The 20,224-nt window shown below is 72.4% G+C and carries 20 protein-coding genes; 4 read left to right on the top strand and 16 right to left on the bottom strand.

The window, feature by feature from the left end; genetic code table 11:
• From ACFV9D_RS24485 to ACFV9D_RS24525, 9 genes are read right to left on the bottom strand one after another with little or no spacing between them, the layout of a single operon-like run.
• Entirely contained in the window at positions 1–2,274 is a 2,274-nt protein-coding gene (locus tag ACFV9D_RS24485; protein ID WP_385150022.1) for a phage tail protein, read from the bottom strand.
• A complete protein-coding gene (locus ACFV9D_RS24490; RefSeq protein ID WP_385150025.1) occupies positions 2,271–4,760 on the bottom strand; it encodes a putative baseplate assembly protein in 2,490 nt (829 codons plus the stop codon). Before ACFV9D_RS24490 ends, ACFV9D_RS24485 begins: the two co-directional genes overlap by 4 nt.
• Positions 4,757–7,309 carry a hypothetical protein gene (locus tag ACFV9D_RS24495; protein WP_385150028.1) on the bottom strand — a complete coding sequence of 851 codons (2,553 nt, stop codon included), beginning with the start codon at positions 7,307–7,309 and terminating at the stop codon, positions 4,757–4,759. Before ACFV9D_RS24495 ends, ACFV9D_RS24490 begins: the two co-directional genes overlap by 4 nt.
• Positions 7,306–7,683, bottom strand: coding sequence for a GPW/gp25 family protein (locus ACFV9D_RS24500; RefSeq protein WP_385150030.1), 378 nt, complete (start codon positions 7,681–7,683; stop codon positions 7,306–7,308). Before ACFV9D_RS24500 ends, ACFV9D_RS24495 begins: the two co-directional genes overlap by 4 nt.
• Positions 7,683–8,003, bottom strand: coding sequence for a hypothetical protein (locus ACFV9D_RS24505; RefSeq protein ID WP_385150033.1), 321 nt, complete (start codon positions 8,001–8,003; stop codon positions 7,683–7,685). Before ACFV9D_RS24505 ends, ACFV9D_RS24500 begins: the two co-directional genes overlap by 1 nt.
• Positions 8,003–8,497, bottom strand: coding sequence for a phage baseplate assembly protein V (locus tag ACFV9D_RS24510; RefSeq protein ID WP_385150036.1), 495 nt, complete (start codon positions 8,495–8,497; stop codon positions 8,003–8,005). The genes ACFV9D_RS24505 and ACFV9D_RS24510 overlap by 1 nt, the downstream gene beginning before the upstream one ends.
• A gap of 37 nt (positions 8,498–8,534) precedes the next feature.
• Positions 8,535–9,677: a hypothetical protein gene (locus ACFV9D_RS24515; protein WP_385150038.1), complete on the bottom strand. Its 1,143-nt coding sequence runs from the start codon at positions 9,675–9,677 to the stop codon at positions 8,535–8,537.
• Between the two features lie 4 nt (positions 9,678–9,681).
• Positions 9,682–9,990 (bottom strand): hypothetical protein, encoded by a 309-nt coding sequence (locus ACFV9D_RS24520; protein ID WP_385150041.1) that lies wholly within the window; start codon positions 9,988–9,990, stop codon positions 9,682–9,684.
• Between the two features lie 2 nt (positions 9,991–9,992).
• On the bottom strand, positions 9,993–10,637 hold the full coding sequence (locus ACFV9D_RS24525) for a hypothetical protein (RefSeq protein ID WP_385150044.1): 645 nt from the start codon (positions 10,635–10,637) through the stop codon (positions 9,993–9,995).
• 180 nt (positions 10,638–10,817) lie between these two features.
• On the opposite strand from ACFV9D_RS24525, the gene ACFV9D_RS24530 reads away from it, so the two are divergent.
• The gene (locus tag ACFV9D_RS24530; RefSeq protein ID WP_385150047.1) at positions 10,818–11,645 is read left to right on the top strand and encodes a BTAD domain-containing putative transcriptional regulator; all 828 of its coding nucleotides are present in this window, start codon (positions 10,818–10,820) and stop codon (positions 11,643–11,645) included.
• Entirely contained in the window at positions 11,642–12,373 is a 732-nt protein-coding gene (locus ACFV9D_RS24535; RefSeq protein ID WP_385150050.1) for a hypothetical protein, read from the top strand. Before ACFV9D_RS24530 ends, ACFV9D_RS24535 begins: the two co-directional genes overlap by 4 nt.
• A 357-nt stretch (positions 12,374–12,730) precedes the next feature.
• On the opposite strand, the gene ACFV9D_RS24540 is transcribed toward ACFV9D_RS24535, so the two are convergent.
• Positions 12,731–13,702, bottom strand: coding sequence for an endonuclease/exonuclease/phosphatase family protein (locus ACFV9D_RS24540; protein ID WP_385150053.1), 972 nt, complete (start codon positions 13,700–13,702; stop codon positions 12,731–12,733).
• Positions 13,703–13,801: 99 nt separating this feature from the next.
• Positions 13,802–14,092, bottom strand: a complete 291-nt coding sequence (locus ACFV9D_RS24545; RefSeq protein ID WP_385150301.1) for a hypothetical protein — start codon at positions 14,090–14,092, stop codon at positions 13,802–13,804.
• Positions 14,093–14,340: 248 nt separating this feature from the next.
• Between ACFV9D_RS24545 and ACFV9D_RS24550 the strand changes: the two genes are divergently transcribed.
• Positions 14,341–14,703 (top strand): hypothetical protein, encoded by a 363-nt coding sequence (locus ACFV9D_RS24550; protein WP_385150056.1) that lies wholly within the window; start codon positions 14,341–14,343, stop codon positions 14,701–14,703.
• 505 nt (positions 14,704–15,208) lie between these two features.
• On the opposite strand, the gene ACFV9D_RS24555 is transcribed toward ACFV9D_RS24550, so the two are convergent.
• The 3 genes from ACFV9D_RS24555 to ACFV9D_RS24565 all read right to left on the bottom strand — a co-directional run bounded on the left by ACFV9D_RS24555 (position 15,209) and on the right by ACFV9D_RS24565 (position 17,870).
• Positions 15,209–15,991 (bottom strand): hypothetical protein, encoded by a 783-nt coding sequence (locus ACFV9D_RS24555; protein WP_385150062.1) that lies wholly within the window; start codon positions 15,989–15,991, stop codon positions 15,209–15,211.
• A gap of 182 nt (positions 15,992–16,173) precedes the next feature.
• Positions 16,174–16,914 (bottom strand): class I SAM-dependent methyltransferase, encoded by a 741-nt coding sequence (locus ACFV9D_RS24560; protein ID WP_385150065.1) that lies wholly within the window; start codon positions 16,912–16,914, stop codon positions 16,174–16,176.
• Between the two features lie 329 nt (positions 16,915–17,243).
• A complete protein-coding gene (locus tag ACFV9D_RS24565; protein ID WP_385150068.1) occupies positions 17,244–17,870 on the bottom strand; it encodes a TetR/AcrR family transcriptional regulator in 627 nt (208 codons plus the stop codon).
• 92 nt (positions 17,871–17,962) lie between these two features.
• Here ACFV9D_RS24565 and ACFV9D_RS24570 point away from each other — a divergent pair, with 92 nt between their 5' ends.
• Positions 17,963–18,343, top strand: a complete 381-nt coding sequence (locus tag ACFV9D_RS24570) for a Dabb family protein (RefSeq protein WP_385150071.1) — start codon at positions 17,963–17,965, stop codon at positions 18,341–18,343.
• A 301-nt stretch (positions 18,344–18,644) separates the two neighbouring features.
• On the opposite strand, the gene ACFV9D_RS24575 is transcribed toward ACFV9D_RS24570, so the two are convergent.
• Together ACFV9D_RS24575 and ACFV9D_RS24580 are read right to left on the bottom strand one after the other, a co-directional pair.
• Positions 18,645–19,247 (bottom strand): gamma carbonic anhydrase family protein, encoded by a 603-nt coding sequence (locus tag ACFV9D_RS24575; protein WP_385150074.1) that lies wholly within the window; start codon positions 19,245–19,247, stop codon positions 18,645–18,647.
• 193 nt (positions 19,248–19,440) lie between these two features.
• Positions 19,441–20,178, bottom strand: coding sequence for a hypothetical protein (locus tag ACFV9D_RS24580; RefSeq protein ID WP_385150077.1), 738 nt, complete (start codon positions 20,176–20,178; stop codon positions 19,441–19,443).
• Between the last annotated feature and the right edge of the window lie 46 nt (positions 20,179–20,224).

Consider the following 20,224-nt stretch of genomic DNA (forward strand, 5'->3'; position numbering starts at 1 on the left):
TCAGCTCCCGATGATGCCGATCTCCAGTCCGGCCGGTACGTAGGCGGCGAGGTGCTTGCGTACCGCCCCCAGACGCAGCGGCCGGTGCAGGTGGTGGTGGACGCCCGGTTCCGTGCCGCCCTCCCCGCCGCGGGCGATCGGGGTGGGGCAGTCCGGGGCGAGTGCCAGGTAGTAGGGCGAGCCCGGGTCCGTCGACAGGTACACGGGCTCCGGCGGGGTCCCGGTGTTCTCCGGCACGCAGCGGAAGCGGCGGGGCAGGCGTGAGCCGGGCCGGGCGTAGCAGTGGCGCAGGCATCCGGTCTGCCGTTGCTCGGCGAAGGCGATGCCGTCGAGCAGGCTGTTGGCGCCGTCGATGGTGCGGGCGGTAACTGCGCCCCGGAGGGTGCTGCCGTCGATGGAGACGGCGGTGCCGGGCGCCGAGACCGCGCTCTGGTCGGGCCGCTCGCCGCCCGCACCGTCGGCCTTGACAGCGGCTTCGGCGTCGATCACGGAGTCGATGACGGCGAGTGCCGGGACGCCGTGGGCCAGGTCGATGGCATGGGCGGTGCTGCGCAGCACGCCCACCCGCAGCCGGCCGTTGTCGCTGTCGGCGTCCGAGGTCACCGCGATCCGTCCGGCGACGGTGCTCTGCGAGACCGTCAGCTCGCCCAACTGCCCTGGCAGGACGGTCAGATCACCGTCCAGGAGAAAGCCGTCGAGGACCAGGCCGCTGTCCGCTCCGCCGCGGACGGCGAGCGGGCCGGCGAGGTGTGGGCGCAGTCCGCAGGGCGTGTAGAACGGCGTCTGGGCGGCCGGGTGGCCCGGCACAGGTCGGGCCGCGGCGACGAGGACGAGCCGGGCCCCGGCGGGCACGGTGACCGTCAGGCCGCCGGGGTGGCTCGCGTTGTCCCCGACCGCCACCACCACGGTCGTTCCGGCGGCCGGCACCGTGGAGTCGCGCCACAGACGGTGGGCGAGGTCGAGCCCGTCGGCCATCGAGGCGGACACCGTACCGCCGGGAACGGCGTCGGCGCGGACGGTGATGACGCCCAGCACGTTCCCGTAGCGGCGGCCCTCGGCCGCGAGCACCCGCGCGTGGACCGGGCCCCGGTCGTAGGTGCCGGCGCCGACGTCCGCGAGGCCCGCGTAGTGGTAGCGGACGAAGAGGTCGAGCGACGAGGCCGGCTGGCCGTCGCGGTACGCCGTGAGGTGTCCGGTGACGGTGTCCACACTCACCTGGACGCCCGGGAGCGTGGCGAGGTCCTCCAGTCCGCCGACCCGCAGCCGCTCCGGGCCCAGCACGATCGGCTGCTTCGCCGGGTCCCCGGTCGGCTCCTCGGGCTTCGCGCCGGCGGTCGGACCGGGCCGGCCGATCCGGACCTGGACGGGCAGCTCCTCGGGGTCCAGCTCACCGGCCCGGGCGGCTTCGAGCAGGGCCAGCAGGCGCCGCGGCCGCAGGGGGACGGGCAGGTCCTCCTCTCGGGCGAGCCGGTCGGTGCCCACCCGCCGCCGGGCGTCCGGGAAGAGCGGGGTGCTGCGGCCGAGCGGGTCGACGCGGTAGCCGCTGTCGACGGCGCGCGGTTGGGACCACCTGTCGCCGGTCGGCACGGCGGCCGGGTCGGGTCCCACCCGGTAGGTGCGGAGCGGGAAGAGGAACACGCCGACGGAGGGCAGGCCGTACCGGCCGCGCCCGCGGCCGATGCCGCGCACATCGGCCGAGCGGGCGAGCGGGTCGAAGACGCCCCTGGCCGGGCCGGTGAGGTCCGGTGGCGGTGCCGAGCGGTCCGGCCGGCGGTCGTACCCGCCGCCGAGGTGGTCCAGGCGCTCCGCGTGGCGCAGCGAGGCCGCAGCCGGGCGGTCCGGGCGGGGGTGGCGGACGTGCGCCGAAACGGCGAGCAGCCGGAAGTACTCGACGACCTGGGTCTGCCAGCCGGTGACCTCTCCGGCGAGCTGTTCGAGGACCGCGACGGTGCCCTTGCGGCGCCGGTGGGCGAGGGTGTTAGCGACGACGCTGCGCGGGCTGACGCCTTCGCCGAGGTCGGGCAGCGTCTCGGTGAGGCCGATCAGGTCGGCGAGGTAGGGCAGCAGCCACTCCTCGCAGGTCTCCACGAACCAGCCGTCGTACAGGCCTCCCAAGTCCTTTTCCAGCAAGTTGAGTTCGCCGGCCACTGCGGAGAGCAGCGCCCGCAGGGTGCCCTCCGACCGGTCGTCGCGGGCCCAGAGGTGGGCCGGGAGCAGGGCGCGGAAGCGGTCCGCGCCGCCCGGAGCTCCCGTGCTTGCCGCGGTCACGGTCATGACTTCATCCTCCGGATCTTGCAGTGTTCGGCTGCCAGGCCGATCACTCCGGCCGCCAGGATCGTGCCAGCCTCCACGCGGGCCGGTGACGGGCCGATGACCCGCTCGGCCGCTGTGTCCGGGGGGAGGTACGTGGCTTCCGGGGCCAGGCGCAGCAGGCGCGGCAGGGTGCATGCCGCGACACCGGGGACGGCCCGGACCACCGCCAGCACAGCGGAGTCCGTCACCGGTGATCCGAACGGCCGGCGCTCCGCGGCGAACTCCTGATGCAGGGTCTCGGTGACACGCCGGGCGACGGCGGGCCACTGGGAACCCGGTTCGGCCTCCAGCTCCACCCGCATGCCGTATCGGTGGGTCTCGGCCCGCAGGACCAGCACGGGGATGCCCGGATCGCGGACGGCGGCGAGAGCCGCGTCGAGTCCGGCCAGCAGGCCGTCGTCGAGGGACGCGGAGCCCAGGCCGGTGACCGAGACCACGACCATGCGCCGGCTGCCGTTCCACACTGTCTCCGCCCGCGCGCCGCCGATGCCGGCCAGGCCGCGGACGAAGTCCTCGTGGTCGGCGACGGACACGACGCGGTCCAGCGTGCGGATGCGCAGTGAGGTGTCCAGCCGGGCGTCCGACAGGGCGGCTGGGGGCACCCAGCCCCAGGTGGCAGCGGGGTTGGTGACGGCGGCGATACCGAGGGGGCGGCTGAGCGGCAGGGTCAGCTGTCCCGGGTCGAGGGCGCCGTCGCCTCCCGTCCCCACCCGGTAGTCGGCGGTGATGTTCTCGGTGCCGGTGGGCAGCCGCGCGCCGTACTGCCCGTCGCCGAACACCACCTCGACGGTGCCGTCCTCCTCGGCCCGGACGGCGAACACCGGGTCGTGCGGCCCGGCGGCGGCCAGCGACGGCACCTCGGACCACGGGGCGCCGTCGACACTGACCCGCAGTGTGCTCGCCGGCTCGGCCGAGGCCTCGGTCCGGCGGTGGGTCAGCGGTCCGCGCCGGGTACGCAGGCGGTGGAAGGTGCGGGCACCGTCCCCGCTGCCGAGGACCTGGTGGACCGGCTCGCCGTGGGTGGCCCGGATCACGTTGCCGAGGACGGTGACGGTCTCTGGCAGGTAGGAGTGCTGGAGGGCGCGGTCCAGGGTGACGGTCATGAGCGTGCCGCTGCAGTCGACCGTGCTGGTCCGTACGACCGCCCGTTCGACGGTGGTGCCACCCAGGGCGGTGCCACCACCGTCCCCGTCAGCGACAGCGGTGCCCTGGACGAGGACGGTGCGTCCCAGAGGCAGCGGCGGGTCGGTGGCGGCGAGTTCCAGTTTCGCGCCCGCCACCAGGACGGTCCGCGGCATCACGGCCGCCGGCAGTTCCGCGGACTGGCAGTGCACGAGCGTGGTTCGTCGGTCGATGGCCACCTGGTCGGCTTGGTCGATCCCGATCCGGGTGGTCCGGCCGCTGAAACCGTTGCTTATGTCGCCGGACGGTGTCACGGGTCCGACCTTGAAACCCTGGCAGATGTCGCCGGTCTGCACGACCAGCCAGGAGCCGGGGAGGATGCGCGGGTGGTCGCCGTCAAGGGTGAGGAACCGGCCCGGGCCACCTCCGGGCGCCTCGGGCGCGGCCGCGGGGGGCGGCGCGGCCTGGGCCAGGAGGCCGGTCGCCGGGGCATTCCAGCCGAAGAGGCTCGCGCGCTCGGCGAAGGCGTGGACGCTGCCGCCACCCGGGCCCGGTGCCCGGTTGGCGGCCGGGTCCGCGGCCGGGTCGGTGCTGGGCGTCAGGGGTTCGAGGTGCAGCAGCGTCCAGCTGGGGAACCCCGGGGGCGCGGCCGTCACCCCGGTCACCCGCAGCACGTCCCGGGTGGGCGCCTCGCCGGACGGGCCTGGATCCGGGCCGACGGCCAGCAGGGTGTCCCCCGGGCGAAGCCCGGACCCGGTGCCGGTCAGCCAGAGTTGCCGGGTCCGCGCGTTGCAGGTCTGCGGGTCGGCGGCGATGGCGGGGACGGCGTTCCAGGCGGCCCGCGCTTCGAGGTCGTCGTCGGTCTCGAAGACCTGCGGTGCCTGGTCCTGGCCCGGCACGCTCTGCACCAGGGTGCCCTTCGGTACGGTCGCGGCCGGCGGCGCGCCGGCGGCCTCCTCGACGGTGAACGCCAGGTCGGCCTCGGCCGCGACACCGGGACCGAGTTCCTGCCCGAGGCCGCGGGCAAGTTCCCGGACCGAGCGCAGCTCTGTCGCCGTCCGCAGGTAGCCCTCCTGGGTGATTCGCTCGGTGTAGAAGGAGACGATGTCCGCGACCATGGCCCAGCCGTCCAGCAGAGCGATGGCCGGTTCGTCGGCTGGGCGGCGGGCGAGTGCCCGGACGGCCGCCGGCTGTGCCTCGTGCTGGAGGATGGCCCGCATCGACGCCATCGCCTGGGCGTGGGTGGAGATCCGGCGGCTGAGGGCGGCCCGGCCCGGCGGGTTGGCCGTGGACCGGACGGTGGGGGTTTCCTCGGGACGGGTCACGGGCCGCTCCGCTCGACGATCTCGATCCGGCCGTACTCCGGGCGGCGGGGGTCGCTGTCGCAGCGCAGGGTCTCGCGTTCGGAGGCCCGGATCCGCCCGGCGGCGAGGTTGGCCCGGTGCTCCGCCTCCTCGGCGCCCTGGCGGCCGAAGCGCTCCACGTCGATCAGGGCGGTGCCGACCACGGCCATCGCCGCGCCCACCAGGTCGCTCAGGAGCAGCGGGCGGCCCAGGCCGAGCCGGTCGAGGTGGAAGAACCCGCGGCCCCCGTCGGGAAGCACGGCGGCCGACAGCGCCGCCCGCAGGTGGCGGGCGACCAGCTCCGCGGGCTGTCCGGGGCCCGGGCAGAAGGCGATCCGGAGGTCCAGGGGGACGACGACCGCGCGGGCGATTTCGACCTCGACGCCGGCCGTCCGCCGGCTGTCGAGCAGGGCGGCCAGGCCCCCGGCGAACGGGTCCGCGCCGTCCTCAGCCTCTACCACGACCTGCTGAACGCGCCAGGAACCGGCCCACCGGGAGCGGGATGCGGCCCGGCGGACGGCGCCGTCGTCGACGGCCACGGCAGCGTAGTCGGCGGCGGTGACGGCCCGCTGCCGGAGGTGGAAGGCGCTCGGGGCCAGCTCTCGGACCGCGGACAGCGGCTGCGGGTCGGTGCCGCCGGAGGCGACCAGCGGGTTGGTGACGGTGACGCCGTCGAGCAGCGTGCCATCGGGCAGCAGCAGGAGGGTGCCGAGGGTGTCCGGTCCGGTGTTGCCCGCCGTGCCACCGCCGAGCCGGTAGCGGGCGGTCAGCACCGTGCCGGGCCCGGGCCGCCGCCCCGTGGTGCCGTCGCCAAAGCGCAGCCGGACCGAGCGGTCGGCCTCCGGCTCGGCGACGAACAGCGGCGCGTCGCGCGCGCTGCCGATCAGGTCCGGGCTCGCCGACCAGAGCAGGGTGCCGTCGTCGAGCCAGAGCTGGGCGACCGCCTCGCGCGGATCGGGGCGCAGGGCCTCCGTCGCGCTGCGCGGGTCGCGGCCCGCGCCATCGGCCGGTGGCGGGTCAGCGGGCACGGCCCAGGCGAGGCCCGGCCGCCGCAGGAGCGGACGGTAGACGACGTCGGCGTCGGCGGGGGCGGTCGGCGGATCCAGGCGGTCCCCGGCGAGCGAGGCACCGTGGTCCGCGAGGACGACGTTGGCGAAAGCCACGGTCGTCGGCCGGGGCGGCGCGGCCGGGTCGGGGGACGAGACCCGCAGGGCCACCGGCAGAGCGTCCTCGTGGTGCCAGTGCACTTCGAACACGCGCCGGGTGGTCGCAAGTGCGTCGACGCGTTCGACCGGGTCGCGGTCCAGTCGCACCGCGCAGCGGCGGGCCGGGTCGCCGTCGGCCGGTCGGCCCGACGCCCCGACGTCCACCAGCAGCAGGACGTCACCGGCCCGCAATCCGGGCTCGGTGTCCGCCGGCACGGCCAGGAAGGCCGAGGTGGCGCCGACAGGCAGGGTCACCTCCGGGGCGCCCCAGGCGTGCAGTGGGAGGCGGTTGCGGTCCGGGGTGAGCCGGGCCGCCGCGCAGGTCTCGAAGACCACCGCGCTGACGGCGGCCGCCTCCGCCGCCGTGGGCCGTCGCCGGCCGGGATCGGACCCGAGGTCGGCGACCGCGCTCGCGAGCGGCAGGTCGGTGACCCGCGGCGTGTCGAAGGCCAGCCAGGTCCGGGCCGAACAGCCCTCGTGGACGCGGTAGTCGAGGAGTCTGGCGTGCCGACGGACGGACGCCCGCAGTCGGGCGGTGCTCAGGTATGCCTCGGTGGCGATCGCGTCCTGACGGTAGGCCAGCCGGTCGCCGAGATAGGCGAAAAGCTCGACGAGGGTGACGCCGATGTCGGCGGGCGAGCGGTCCGTCCAGTCCGGCAGCAGCACGCTCAGCCGGTCCAGCAGCCGCGTACGCAGGCCCTCGTAGTCCCGGGCGAGGTAGTCCAGGACGGGGGAGGCGGTGGTCACAGGCTCGTCGTCGGGCGGCCGGCACTCCACCTCGGCGGGGCAGTCCACGTCGAGGTCCAGTGGGATCTGCGCCAGCGGCTCGTCGAATCCGCCGGGTGTGCCCGTACCGTCCTCGCCGAGCAGGCGGAGAGTGCGGGCCGACCGGATGCCGCCCTCCGTACGGACCACGAGCACCCGGCCGCGAGCCGCGGCGGGGACGGCGTCGGCGACCTGGCGCCGGTCGTCCTCCGTCACGCCCGGCGGAAGGTCCGGGCCGGCCAGTTCCGTCGCCGGGTACGCCCAGAGCACCCGGACCGGATCGGCCGCCGGGCCGGGCGGGCCGTCGTCGAGGAGGACGACCCGGTCCCGCCCGGCGCCCGCCGCGAACCCAGCCGGAAGCGGCCCGTGGATCAGGTGCACGACCACGGTCCAACGGGGCGGGGCGGGCGCGGTGTGGCCCGGGTTGGCGGGCCGCACCGGCAGCACCTCGACGAAGTCGATCCCGTCGAGGCCCCCGGCGGCCGCGACCAGCGCCCGTCTGGCGTCCCGGTCGAAGCCCGGGGCCGGAAAGACCCCGAGCTGCCTATCGGTGCGGGTCAATGCGCCTCACTCCCTCCGGTCACCCGCAGCACTCTGGTCTCCCCCGACGGGCTCTCGGGGCTCAGCGGGGTGTAGACCACGGTGACCGAGAGCACGGCGTCCGCCGCCTCCACGGTGATCTCGTCGAGCCGCAGCGAGTCGCCGAGCCACTGCTGGACGGCGGCCTGGACCAGCGCCTGAGTGCCGCGGGCGAGTTCGTCGTCGCCCGGCGCGAAGACCAGCCGGTCGACCCCGGCCCCGAACTCCGGGCGGTTCACCCGCTCGCCGGGGCGGGTGAACAGCACCGCCTCGATGAGCCCGCGCAGGTACTCATCGTCGTCGACCAGAGCGAGGCGGCCGCGGGTGTCCAGCCGCAGCGGGAAGCCCAGATGCATCAAGCCCCCCGAACCCGGGTCTGGACGGCGGTGACGAGAAGCGGTCCCGCCGTCGGAACGCAGACGGCCGTGCCGCCCTGGATCACCAGCGGCAGGCCGAGAGACCGGACCCGGACGGTGCCCGCCGTCCACTGGGCGGACGCGCACGGCGGGGTGCCCGGGGGCGGGGGCGGTACGCACCCGGCGACGACCCACAGCGATCCGAGCAGGACGGTGGCACGTCCGCCAACCGTGACCCGCGGGTTGAGCACGGTCGAGGTGGCGCGGCCGCCGTGCGCGCACAGCGCGACGGCCCCCTCGTGGACCAGCGGTCCGGGCATCAGGTCACCTCCAGGGCGCCGTTGTTGACGGAGACCGTGGGCCCGCTGAGCGTCACCCCGGCGGGACCCGCCGACAGCTCCAGCCCCTCGGCGGTGCAGGAGATCCGTACCGGTACGACGGCGACCGGCGGGCCGACCTCGATGGTGAGCCCGCCGCCCGGCAGGTCGCTGAGCGTGATCGTCACGGCGTCGGTCTTCCACATCTTGACCCCAGGCAGGGCCGGAACGGCGGGCGCCTCGCCGGTGCCCCAGAAGCAGCCGGCCAGGATCGGTCGGTCGGGATCGCCCGCCTCGAACTCGACCCACACCTGGGCGCCGGTCGGCGGGACGGCGAACAGACCCACGCCGGGGCCCGCGTACGGGACGCAGGGCTCGGCCCAGGAGAGCCGCCCCCTGCCGAGCACGGCCGGGACGCTGACCTGCACCCGTCCCCGCATGAGAGGGTCGGCGTTGGCGGTGACCTTCCCGCGGTACTTCCCGTAGAACCTGGTCATGTCCGTCCCCTCCGGCCGTGGCCCACATCGCCCGCCGTCATGGCAGCACCGACGGGACCGCCGAGCCGTGGCCGTCCCGGGACAGCACGAAACGCTGGGTGTACGAGCCGGGTTCGAGGGCGTGCTCGACGCTGCGCACGTACCAGAGGCCGTCGTGCGACCAGCCGGCCCCGCGGACGCCGACCAGGGCCCGCGGGCGGAGCACGCCGCCATAGCGCTCGCCGTCTGCTTCGCCCTCCGCCACCACCGCGTCGGTCGACCGGTCGACCTGTGCTTGGGCCCGGGAAAGCGCGCCGATCACGTCGAGGCCGCTGTCGCGCACCTCGCGCCGCCGCCGGACGTCCGCCTGGTGCCGCAGCAACAGCGGTACGGCGGCGAGCGGCGCGCGCAGGCTGCCGGGCACAGCCACCGGGACCTGGGCCCCAGTGCGCGGGTCCTGGACGTCGCCGTCGACGAGGACCGGGGCAAGCGCGTCGGTGCGGAAGCGGATCGACCGGACGTTGGTCTCCGGGCCGAGGCGCACAGACAGGCAGCGCTGCGGCACGCCGGAGCGCACCGGGGGGCCCCAGTAGAAGCCGCTGGTGCCGGGCGCCGGGCCGGGGACGGCGTGGGCGACGAAGCCGTGCCGCCGGGCGAGCGCGGTCAGGTGGCCGAGGTCGGTGGCGTGCTGTGTCGGGACGCGCTCCAGCGGCAGGGCGGGCTCGGTGTCCGCGGGCCGGACGGCCATCGGCATGATCCCATGGGCGGCGTACGGCGCGAGGATCGCCAGGACCTGCTGGTGGTCGTCGAGGGCCGGGTACTCCGCGTCGACCTCGACGCGGTCGAGCAGGTAGGAGACGTCCTCGCCGGTGACGGTGAGGGCCGCCGTCCCCGGACCGTCCCCGGGGAGCAGTTCCAGGGCGGTGATGATGCCGTCGAACAGGACCGTCGGCACTGCGCCGACCGCGAGCACGAGGACCACCCTGGCGAACGGCGTGATCGGCCCCGCCGCCAGGAGGGGCGTGTCCCGGAGGGCGAAGAGCCCGGAGCGGCCCGCGTCGAAGGTGAGGGTGAACGCCGACCGCTGCCCGTCGCTCTCCAGGACCCGGACGGACCGCAGCCGGGCGGTGAGATCGGCGGGCAGTGGCACCGGGACGGTCGCCCCCACCAGGACGGTCAGGCGCAGGCTGGACAGGGACACCTGGTCATACCCCCGGGGTGGGGATCCGCAGAAGGAGGCCCTCCGTCGCGGGTCCGATCAGGTCGTCCGGTCCGAGCACGGCATTGGCGTCGGCCACCCACCAGTAGGCGAGCGGGTCGCCGAGGTAGCGGGCGGTCACCGTATCCAGCCGGTCGCCCGCGACGACCAGGTGGGTCGCGAGCGGCCGCCCGGCCGACGGGGCCGCCGGGCGGACCCGGCGCAGGTAGCGCACCTGCCGCTCGGCACCGTCGGCATCCCGCACCGTCGCCACCGCGACCTCGGCGCCGTCGTACCTGCCCGCTGCGCCCGCCACGGTCAGCCCGCCACGGCGCCGGTCACGGCCGACACCGCCCCGGAGACGCCGGCCACCACCGCCATCGCCTCCTTCATCACCTGGTGCACGAGGAAGAGCGCGTACCCCGGACTGCCGACCGGCAGGTCGTTGTAGGAGAGCACCTGCGCCGACAGCTCGACCTCGGCGCGGGTGGGGAAGAGGTCGGGAGTGAAGGCGTGTTCGGTGATGCCGAGGCTCTGGATCCGCACCGGAACCGCGCGGCCCGGTCCCCAGACCAGCACGGCGAGCGGGCTCTCCGGAGGCACGATCTCGATGGTGCCGGCTGCGAGCAGCGCGGCGTTCGCGACCACCTGCGCGGTACTCGGGTAGAGCAGCATCTCGAGCGCGGCGAGCTGCGGCGCGATGCCGACGGCGGCCACCGGGTCGCCCTGCTCCATCTGGTCGGCGGCGTCGACCTCGACCGTCATCGTGACCGTCTCCACCGGCGCGCCCGACAGACGGCGGGCGTCGGAGGCCTGACCGGCCGCCGGCGCCAGCGGCCGCAGGCTCCGGGTCATCCGGTCGGGGTTGTACTGGAACACGACGAGACGGGAGAGCGGACTGGCAGGATCCACCTCGACGATCGCCCCGCACAGGACCCGCGGACTGCCCGGAAAGCTCCTCATGGGCGCCACCCTGAGCCCTGGTCGTCACCCCGGCGTCACGCTCGCGTCACGATGCCAGGGGCGACCCGGTGCGGAGTGGACCGATCGGACGCGACCCATCCGTGGCGACTTTTGACAGAGCGAAACCACGGGGTAACGATCTGAGGGACAGCTGCCGCCACGCGAGAAGGAGCAGCCGGCATGCCCCATGACGCGACCGACAGGGTCACTGCGCTCGGTGCTCCCGCCGCACCGGGCGGCCTCCCGCGCGGCCCGGTCACCGCCCCGCCGACCGGGCGGGTCTCGCTCACCCTGCTGGGATCGTTCCGGCTGCGGGCCGGGCACGCGGAGGTCCGCCTCCCCGTCGGCGCGCAGCGGCTGTTGGTGGTCCTGGCCCTGCGCGGGCGGCAGAGCCGCAGCCGGGTGGCTGGCACCCTGTGGCCCGACAGCCCCGAGAACAAGGCGCTGGGGAGTCTCCGTACCGCCATCTGGCGGGTCAACCAGACCGCCCCGGGGCTGGTGGTGGACACCGGCGGAGCCATCGACCTCGCCCCCGACGTCACCGTGGACGTGCGCGTCCTCATCGAGCGGACGAAGGCGGTCCTGCAGGAGGCCCGGCCCGACGCCACAGCGATGCCGCAGACCATCGGCGACGGCGGGGAGCTCCTCCCGGACTGGGGCGACGAGTGGCTCGCCGACGAACGCGAACGGCTGCGCCAGCTGCACTTCCACGTCCGAGAGACGTTCGCCGAACGACTGGCCTCGGAGGGGAAGTTCGGGCTCGCCCTGGACCTGGCGCTGGGTGCGCTGCGCCTCGACAGCCTGCGGGAGAGTGCGCACCGGTCGGTCATCCGCATCCACCTGCAGGAGGGCAACCTCAGCGAGGCGCGCCGCGCGTACGCGGCGTGCCGCCGGGTGCTCGAACAGGAGCTCGGCGTCCCGCCGGCGCCCGAGACCACCCGGATGCTCGAACTCTCCGAGGACGCTCAGCCGCGGCTTCGGGCCCGCCCGACGGTTGCCCGGACATGACGGCGTCCTGGACGGTGACCCCGTCCGCCACCTCGGTGGACGTCCGTGACGGGCAGTCCGTCGCCGTGTCGTTCGCGGTCACTAACACCACCACCGCACCCGAGCAGCGGCGGGGCACGCTCATCATGCAGCCGGACCCGAGCACCGGGGCCGCCGTCTCCTGGTTCACGATCGACCGCGACACCCGGGTGTTCACCCCCGGCAGCACCGAGGCCTTCGCCGTCACGGTCGCTCCCCCGGCCGGTACGGACCCGGGGGAGCACCGGTTCTCCGGCTTCGTCTTCGAGACGGACCACCCGGCCGTCGCGACGAGCGCGGAGAGCTCTCCCGTCACGCTGGATCTCATCGAGACACCATGGACGATCAGCGCCGCCGCCACGAAGATCGTCCTGTTCCTCGGGTTCTTCGAGGTCGACTTCTCCTTCGACATCACCGGGCCGGTCGGCAGGTCGGTGACCGTACGGATACGGCAGAGGGGCGGCAGTCAGGTCGACACGGCCTGGTTCCGGGTCCACCGGTTGCCGCACACGATCGGGGACTCCGGATCGGCCCAGGTCCCGGTCACCGTCGGACCGCCCGACCCGAAGGGGTCCCGCCCCGTTCCGAAAGCGGACTTCTTCGCCGACCTGTTCGAGGTGACCGGCGCGACGAGCAAGCTCCGGGCCTCGTTCGGGCCGATGCACCTCACGGTCAGGTCCCTCTTTCCACCGCAGGATTTTGCTGTATGACCTGCGGGTTTCGCTGGGCGGCTGGGGTGTATCGGGATGGAGTGGTAGTGGACTTCGGCGGGCTTCCCCTCGACCGTGCGACAGCCCGCCGCAGGTAGTGGCAGCGGGCACGGCAGCCTCCCCGGGTGATCACAGCGCGTGTTAGCGAGCAGTGGGGTGGGGGCGCAGCGTCCGTTCTCTCCCTGGGAGCGGGGCGCTGCGCCGTGCGCGTCGCCCGGTGCGGGCGGTCCGCTGCGCTCCCCGCCCGCACCTCGCTGCGTGCCGGGCGCTCCGCTGCGCGGCGGCCCGGACCGAGCGCTGCGCGCTCTCGCGCACCGGGGGCCCGGCAGCCGGTCGACGGGGACGCTGTGCGGCCCGCTACTTCACGGTGGCGGTGCCGATGAGGATGCGGTGATCCGAGCAGCGGCCGTCGGGCGAGCTTGCCGTGCGGGCGCAGTTGGTGGAGATCCCCAGCGAGTCCGCGCTGTAGCTGTCCGGGCTGGCGAGCGCCGCCTCCGAGACGAAGATCATGTCGATCTTCCGCATGGTGTTGCACGGTGACTGGCTGACGGTGTCGTCGTCGGCCGTCCACTCGCCGTATCCGAGGCAGGTGGGGGGATCCGCCTTGACGGGGTCGGTGTCGTCCAGTTCCCGGAACAACCCCTTGTTGCCGCCGTTGAGAGTGGTGTCCAAGGTGGCCGAGTAGAACGTGTCCAGCGAGGGGTAGTGGGGCTGGACGTTGAGGTCACCCGCGATCATGACCGTCTGGCCGGCGTTGACCCAGGCGTCGAGCTGTACCTGGACGGCCTGCAGCTGCTTCAGCTTGTCGTCGTTCGAAGCCACCGTGATGTGCGTCGTGCAGAAGCGGGTGGCCGCGTCGGCGAGGAGCGGCGCGCAGAGCATGTTCCGCTTCTCGTTGGTTCCGTCGTCCGGGAGCTTGATCCGGTCGGCGGTGCCGAGCGGACGCTTGCTGAAGATCGCGTTGCCGAACGCCTCCCCACCGCACACGTCGGGATCGCCCGCCGGCCTGCTGGCCTCGAAGCGGCCGAAATTGTCGTGATCGTCGGGCCAATTCGCCGCTCGCAGCTGAGTGACGAGCGCGCGCCACTGGTTCGCGCAGAGCTCGTTGAACGCGGCGAAGTCCGCGTTGCGATACACGATCGACGACACGGCCCCGTCTACCATGCCTGAGGTCACGGAGCCGTTGTTGAGCTTCTGCCCGGCGACGTTCCACTGCCAGATGTTGTACGTCTGCGGGCTCGTCGTCTCGGCCTGGGCCGCGGCCGCGGGCAGCATCGCGGCGCACAACGCGCCCGCGAGAGCGATCCGGATCCGGCGGAACCGTTCCATAAGGTCTTCCTCCCCTGAAGTGCCAGCCCTCCCCCAGGCTGGGGCGCCGCTTGATACGGCAGAGACGATCTTAAGCACGCCCCGAAACACTCAGCAGTGTCACGTCAGCCGGCGCATCAGCAGCCACCAGAGCGACGCGGTGTTCGAGGCACTGGCCGCAGCAGAGGTTTCCCACAAGGACTTGTCCGGGCGATCACGTGACGTGGTGACGTCATGCTCGCGTCGGACGGTGTCGCGCCGGACGACTTCGTAGCCGCCTTCGTCCAGGACCGCGACGGAGGTGAACCAGGCCGGGTCGTTCTCGTCGGGCTGGATGACCACAAAGGTGTTGTCAGAGCCGTTGAGGTCGTCGATCAGCATGAACAGCGCGTCCTCGGACGGATCGTCGATGTGGTCGCCGTTCTCACTTTCGGTGCGGAACTACGCAGCCCCCATCGCCTCTGTCTCCCCTCGCCCCGCTGACCCGGCCGCGGTCAGGATGACATGCAGGACTGACACTTCCGGGAGGTCACAGCCATTCGTTGATCGCGGCGACGAGAACAGTTGCCTCGAAGCGGACTGCGAGCACGCTGGCCGACCGAACGGGGATAGGCGGGCTTCGTCGAGACCTAAAGCCGCTGGTCAGATACGGTGACGGAATGAGCGAGAGCCTGCCTGCCGACGTAGCCGAGGTGCTTGCGGCAGTCCTGAACACGGACAATCCGGTTCATGCCGCGCTCCGACGGCAGGTTCCGCACCTCAGCGTGCGAGCGCGTTGCACATGCGGGTGCGGCACCGCCTACTTCGAGCTCGACACCAGCGAGGTGGAGCCCGCCCCCACCGGCCCCAGCACCGTCGTGGCGGCCGAAGCGCAGCTCGTTACCGAGGCCGGTGAGTGTCCCGGCGAGGTCCTGGCCTTCACCCAGGGCGGCTACCTGTCGTGGCTGGAAGTCTGTTCATGGAGCGACGTCACCGAGGTGACGATGACCGCCGCGCGTCATTGGCTGCAGCCACGCTCTTGAGCCGTACCAGCCAGCGTCCAGCGGTCTCAGACTGCACGACACCACGATCCGACCGACATCACGAGTTCAAGGTCAGTAAGTAGATCGTCACGACCTCACACCTGCGGGCGCTATGCCGTCCGTGGCAACGCAGGCTCTGCCGCAGCACAGGGTACCGCTCCCACAGGGCCGGCACCCTGAGACGTCTCGGGCCGTCCTCAGCATCCATGCTCGGATCTCCAGGCCGACAATGTCGGTTCCGGGTTCGAGGCGTCCGGTGGCGACGAGCCACTTCTGCACGGCGGCGGTGACGTCGCCGCTGGCCGGCTCGACCATGGCCTTGAACTCAGCTCCGTCGAAACCCTCTTCGCCGGACCCGGGGGGCCGCCGCAGTTGTGCGGCCGGCGTCGTGCTTGAAGGGGGCCCTTGCGGGCCCGAGCAGTGAAGTGATATTCCCGCCGCCCTTGGTGGAGTCCTCGACGTCGACGGTCTGCCGCAGCCTCCTTCCGCCGGTCTGTGCTCAGGCTCAGTACTCCCTGGGCTTCCAGGCGCGAATCTCCAGGTGGACGATGACCGCATCGGGGTCGAGGCGTCCGGTGGCGACAAGCCACGTATGAACGGCGGCGGCGACGTCGCCGGCCGCGTCGACCATGGCCTTGAACTGGACGGCGTCGAAGCCCTCCTCGCTCGAACCGGGGCCGCCGACGTTGTTGCCGTAGGAGCGTTCCTCGGTACTGTCGGGCCGCTTGACGACGTTGCGCCGCACACCGGGGGAGTCGGCCATGAGGCCGGCGTCGTGCTTGTAGGCCTTCTTCTTGGCCCGAACCGTGAAGGCGATCCGTCCACCGTAGCGGGCGGCTTCCTCCACCACCGGGTAGAGCCGGGACGCTCCGGAAGCGATGTGCTGCTTACCGGCCTGCGCCAGAGACGAAGTCCACTCCTTGTGCCGCTCCGCGCCCTTCCCCACGGTCTTCTCAGCCCGCAGGACGTCTTTGCTGCGCACACGCGCCGGCTTGCCCTCCCTGGTCTGCCGCGGCTCGATGTGGGCAGCGGCGAGCGCCGTGAGGCTTTCGACGCTGCGCGGGCCGCCAGCCTGGACCTCCTGTACCACGGCCCGCAGTGCCTCCACCATCGAGGCGCCCTTGTTCTTGGTGAAGACCTGCGACACGAGGGACGGGTTGCGGCCCAGGATCTCTCCGACCTGCTTCTTGTTGAACCCTTCAGCGAGGAGCTGGTCGGTGAGCCGGGCTGCCTCGTTCCGCTGCGCGCGGCGGCCGCCTCCGGCGCCTCGCCTCCTTCGCGGCGTCACCCCGTCGCCTCCTCATCGTTCTCGTCGTCGCACTCGTAATCGGAGTACATCGTGGTGTCGTCGAACTGGCTGTCACCGTCGCCGCCACAGACGTGGCACTCCCATCGAGACCTGGCCAGGGGACGCCGCGCGCCAGGGCCTGTCCGGCGAGGGGATGCCTTCACGTCTCGGCGCGGCGGAACTTACGGTTTGTGGGTTACCCAGAGCAGTTCCGCCGGCCAGCGGTGTGCCCAGTCGGGTGGATCGGTTTCGTTGTAGCCGTTGGGTGTTCCAAGTTCGGGCCGCGGCTCGATGAGGTCGTCGATGATGAGACCCGCGCCGCGCAGGACCTTGACCCAGTCGCCGTAGGTGAGCTGATAGCTGGTCGCGCCGTCGTCTTCGGCGATGGTGTTCAGCCCGAAGTAGTCCTTCTGCAGCGTCGTGGTCACGCGGCTGGCGGCTTCGTCGTAGCAAGCTTCGAACCATGGGCTGGCGACGTTGAACACCAGGCGCCCGCCTCGGCCCAAGACGCGAGCGGCCTGCGGGACGGCCAGGTGCGGGGGCGCCCAGCTGAGCCCACCGAAGTCGCAGAACACCAGGTCGAAGCTGTCGGCGGCGAAGGGGAGTTGTTCGGCGGCGCCTTGCACTAGCGGGTACCGGGCCGCTCCCATCGCGCGGGCCGCTGCGGCGAGTTGGGCTTCGGACAGGTCGAGCCCGACCACGGTGGCGCCCTCGGCGGCGAGCGCCCTGGAACACTGGCCGGCGCCGCAGCCGAGTTCGAGGACGCGCTTGCCGGTGACGTCGCCCAGGGCGTGCAGGTGCGCGTCGGGGCTCGAGTACATGCCCCACAGCCGGGGTGCGGCGCCGATTTGCGGGTCGTGCTCGTGCTGGTAGGCGCTGCTGATCTGGTTCCAGAGCCGCCGGTTGGCGGGGATGCTGTCCACGTGCCGACTCCAGCACTGCCTGCCGGGGGCGGTCAACACGATGAGGGCACTGGCCGGCCCTCGCCTCGGTCCGGCCCTGGCTCGGCCCATGATCCGCCGGACGAGCCCTAGGGCCTGTACCCGGTCGTGATCAAAGGGCGGTTCGCGTGAGGTCGTTGATCCAGATCATGGAGGCGCGGAGATGCAGGCCAGCGAGATAGCTTCCGGGAGTCTTGTCATTGCCGATGACCATGCCTCGCCGGGCTTTCGGCTTGTTGATCAGGCTCTCGACGATGTTCCTCCGTGGATGCCGGCCGTCGCGACTCGCGGCCACAGGCCGCCGGAGCGGATCATTTTCCGTAAGCGCGCAGGAAGACGTCCACGGCGGGGTCCGCGACGGTTTCCAGGGCGGCGCCGGAGCGGTACTCCAGCGAGCCGGTGATCAGGGAGAGGAAGTGTTCGGCGGCGAGCTCCGGGTCGCATTTGCTCAGGCGGCCATCGAGCGCCAGGCGGGCCAGGCGGTCGGCGAGGGCGGAGCGTACCCGCAGGGCTGTGCGCTCGCTCACGCTCGCCGCCAGGTCGGGGAATTGCGCCGCCTGCGCCCAGGCCAACTGCCTTACAGCGATGGCGTCTGCGTCGCCAAACGCCTTCAGTAGGCCGCAGGCCACGGCCGTGAGCGCGGTGCGCGGGTCGGCGTCCGTGGCGGTTTCGCGCAGTTGCTCGACGGCAGCGAGGCTGCGCGCGCCGATCCGGTCGGCGACGGCCTCGACGGCCTCGCGGTAGAGGCTCTCCTTGTCGTTCAGATGGCAGTAGACGGTCGGTTTGGCCACGCCCGCCTCCTGTGCGATCTCCTTCACGCATGCCTGGGCGTAGCCGCGCCGTGCGAACACCGCGAACGCACCGTCCAGGATCGCCTGCCGTCGCTCGATCAGCCCACGAGCCGTACGCCTGCCCCCGGTTGACACTTCTGAACCCATGGGTTCAGTGTACCTGTTGAACCAGTTAGAACAGTGTTCTGAACCCGCTGGTTCAGTATGTCTGGAAGGGTGGCACAGGCGTGATCGTTCACATGCTGCGTTTTGCGTTCAAGGAGACTGCGACGGAGGAGGAGCGCGAGCGCGTGCTCGCGGTGATACGGCGGACGGCCTCTGTCGAGTCGGTGTCGTTCTCGACGGTGGGTCAGGTACTCGGCGATCCCGGCGGCTTCACCCATGCCTGCTGCGTCGGCATCGCCGACCTGCCGGCTCTGCGGCGGTACATGCATGATCCGGTCCACCTGGCCGGCGACCCGCAGATCATGCCCTATCTGGCCAGGATCGCCATTGGCCCGGACCTGTCCGACGACATGACGCCCACCCTGGCCCGGGACACCCTTGCCCTGCACGAGGAGAAGGTCGCGCTCTACCCGCAGTGGGCCGCCGAACTCGGCCCACTGTTGGAAGCTTCGTGACGTGATCCGGTAGTTCGTGGCGCATGACACGGACACAACTGACTGATGGGGCATGGCAGTTCGTCGGGCCGTACTTGCCGATCGGCAGGTACGGCCCGTATCCGGAGCGGCTGAGGATCGCCGCGAGCACCGCGCCGGGGACGCCCAGGCCAGGCCGTAGGCGGAGGTGCCCGGCGAGACCGTTCGCCGGGGACGCGGCCGCTGTCCCTCGCCGTCGCCGGCCTTCAACCGGCAGGGCTGGCTCCACGGAGACCAGACCAGCCCTCGAGAGGATGGCAGGACCGAGCTCCTCCGGCGGGGCTCAGACCTGTTCGTCGTCGCTGTGGCGGCCGAGGCTGCGGCCGAAGCGATCGGCGATGGCCGGCATCAGGCTCTCGCCGTCGGCTGGGCGGTCCAGGCCGAAGACATAGCCGGGGAAGTCCAGGTTCTTCTGCACCGCCCAGATCCCCTCGTGGTCCTCCGGCGGAAGGATGCGCACAGGGTCGCCGACGGCGACCCAGCCGATCGGCACCATCGAGTCGGCGGGCAGCACGGTGCGCAGATGCACGATGCCGTTGATCCGCACCTCGGAGCGGGTCCCGATCCGTGCTCCGTTGAAGACGCGGCTGCCGGTGGCCAGGAAGACCTCGTCCTCGATTCGGCAGCCGGTCAGGTAGGAGGTGGGGCCCACCAGGACCTGCCGTCCCAGAATCAGTGGATCCCTTCGGGTACCACGCAGGACCGCGTTCTCCATCACGATGCTGCCCTCGCCCAGCTCCACTGGCCCTCCCTCGGCGGTGAGGACCGCACCGAACAGCACCCGGCACCCGGCCCCCACGCGCACGTCTCCGCACAGCGTGGCGGTCGGAGCGACATAGGCCGTGGGGTGGACGGTCGGTGAACGACCCTCATGAGCGATCAGCATGGCCGCGATCATGCCGCCCCCTGGGGCGCTTGCGCACCCCACTCCACCAGGCGAGACGCGCGCCGGGCCTGGTCGAGTACCTGCGAGAGGGTGTCTTGCTGGTTTTCGTCGTATTTAGCTTTGGGTTGGCGTCTCGGGTTGGGGGTGATGACCGGCTGGTCTTCGTCTACCTGTTGGTGTTTACGACGTCCGGTCATCGGGTCGGGGAGCCGGTCAACGCGTTGACGTACTGGGCGAATTCGGTACGTTGCCGGTCGGTCAGTGTGGCGTAGAGTGGCGCCTGCAGCTCGTCGGTGAGTCGCTCGGCACGCTGCCATCGGGGGATCAGGGCTGCGGCAACGGGACGTGGCTCTTGCCAGCCGTACTGGGTTGCCTGCTCGACGCCGAGGTTGATGACCATTGCCTCTCGGGCGCTCAGCCCGCACAGGCGCACCGCCGCCAGATGGCAGGCTCCACGGTGTTCCCGCAGTACGTGGATGCGCTGCATCGCCGCCCCGACCGGGTCGTCGCCGGGGCAGGGCTGCGCGCGCCAGCCGGCGAACAGCGGCAGTGCGTCGGCGTCGGCGGCGTCGATCAGCTGCTGTGCCAGCAGGTTGAAGTGCTCCACGTCAACGTCGGCGGAGATGTTGGCACGCCCCCACGTCCGGACGGCCCGTGCATAGCAGGCGACGGCTTCCTCCGCCGGCATCACAGACCCTGCGGACCGCCAGCCGGCGGTGACCAGATCGGGGCCGAGGAAGCCTTGTACCGCTTGAACCACCGAGGCCGGCGCCTCGCCGAGCACCCCGAACCGGCCGCGGCAGTAGAAGCCGCGCCCCGGGGCGAACCCGGCGCGCAGGCCGATGGCGGCGGTCGCGTCGTCGGACATGAACTCGTCACCGAAATCGTGAATCGGCCGGGCAACCACGGCGATGCAGTCGAAGATCTCCATGCGCTGAAGGTCGCTCACCTCGACTCAGCAGGTCAAGGGGATGATT

Source organism: Streptomyces sp. NPDC059875, from assembly GCF_042731085.1.
GTDB lineage: Bacteria > Actinomycetota > Actinomycetes > Streptomycetales > Streptomycetaceae > Streptomyces.